The sequence below is a fragment of the Cognatiluteimonas telluris genome (assembly GCF_011320095.1).
Classification (GTDB): Bacteria; Pseudomonadota; Gammaproteobacteria; order Xanthomonadales; family Xanthomonadaceae; genus Cognatiluteimonas; species Cognatiluteimonas telluris.
Window position 1 is genome coordinate 1 of sequence record NZ_JAANOY010000087.1, and the last position, 1,237, is coordinate 1,237.

2 protein-coding genes are annotated in these 1,237 nt (G+C 53.8%); both read left to right on the forward strand.

What is annotated here, in order from left to right; genetic code table 11:
* Nucleotides 1–182: 182 nt before the first annotated feature.
* Nucleotides 183–551, forward strand: coding sequence for a hypothetical protein (locus G7B67_RS13090; protein WP_166213134.1), 369 nt, complete (start codon nucleotides 183–185; stop codon nucleotides 549–551).
* A 119-nt stretch (nucleotides 552–670) separates the two neighbouring features.
* Complete coding sequence (locus tag G7B67_RS13095; protein ID WP_166213136.1) at nucleotides 671–1,021, forward strand: hypothetical protein; 351 nt, start codon at nucleotides 671–673, stop codon at nucleotides 1,019–1,021.
* The last annotated feature ends 216 nt before the right edge of the window (nucleotides 1,022–1,237 follow it).

Below are 1,237 nucleotides of genomic sequence, written 5' to 3' on the forward strand. Positions count from 1 at the left end.
AGCTTTCACCAACTGATGCAACCAACCCAAGGCTGCTATGCAGTCACGGATAGCCATATAACAATTCATTCAAGCCGAACATGCTTCGTTCCAGCAAAAGGCGGCACTGAAAAGCGTGCCACCTTTTCCCTCCACTACGCATGTCGGCTTAATTCAGGTGTTAGACCCTCATGGAGAGATCAATGGATCACAAACGAACAGCCGCCATCCTTCTTGCTCTTTGCTTGGCTGGTTGCAGCAGCGCATCCGATATGACCCACAAGGGTAGCGTTGCCTGGCAATACAACAATGCGAGTCCTAGTGGCGACTTCCAATTCAAATGCGTGGCATCCACTTCTGGCGAGTGCCGAGCAGAGTTCTTTGATTCTTCGAGTAAAGCCTTGCAGGTCGTTAGTATTAGTGCTGGCCAGTCGGCCACCATTAAACTTCCTGCGGCTGCAACGTATCTCCTGATTTCGCCCGACGAGACGCTCTCGCTATTGGCCAAGACCAATAAACTTCAGCAAGGCGCCGTTGTCGGATCCCAAGAGTTCAATAAAGATCACGTGTGAGGGTCTAACAATTCATTCAAGCCGAACTTGCTTCGTTCCAGCGAAAGCGTGGCAGGAAAAGCTTGCCACGCTTTCGCTTCCACTACGCAAGTCGGCTTAATTCAGGCGTTAGTCCCCACATGAGAGATCGCCAGCGGCCGTTTGATGTGCAGCATCCGATGCTGGCAGTGCTCGTGCTTCCTTTCCTAGCTCTGGTGGCGGCACTTGCCGCGCTCTTCGCCAAACCAGTGAAACGCACGCGCCTAGAGGTGGCGTCCACCATTCGAGACTTCGTTGAGAAAACCGGTGGCCCATTCGATTGGGACAACTTTGCTTGTGGCGGCCGAATCGAGGATCCAGAGCTAGAATCAATCCGCGCGCGGTGCGCCTCACTCCCGGAAGAGTTTCCACCCACTCGCCCCGGCGAGTACTGCGGGAGTCAAGGAATTGAGCTCATGCAATCGTTTGTCAGGCAACTGGCCTCGCAGTGAGGCCTAACAATTCATTCAAGCCGAACATGCTTCGTTCCAGCAAAAGGCGGCACTAAAGAGCGTGCCACCTTTTGCTTCCACTACGCATGTCGGCTTAATTCAGGTGTTAGGCCGCTAAGAGCAGGCCTGTTGTGGCAATGCGGCCGGTTCGAATTGGCTCGCTTCGGTGAGTAACTTGTCGCTTTCGTCCACCCTCTTCGGTCGCGCTTGGAGTCA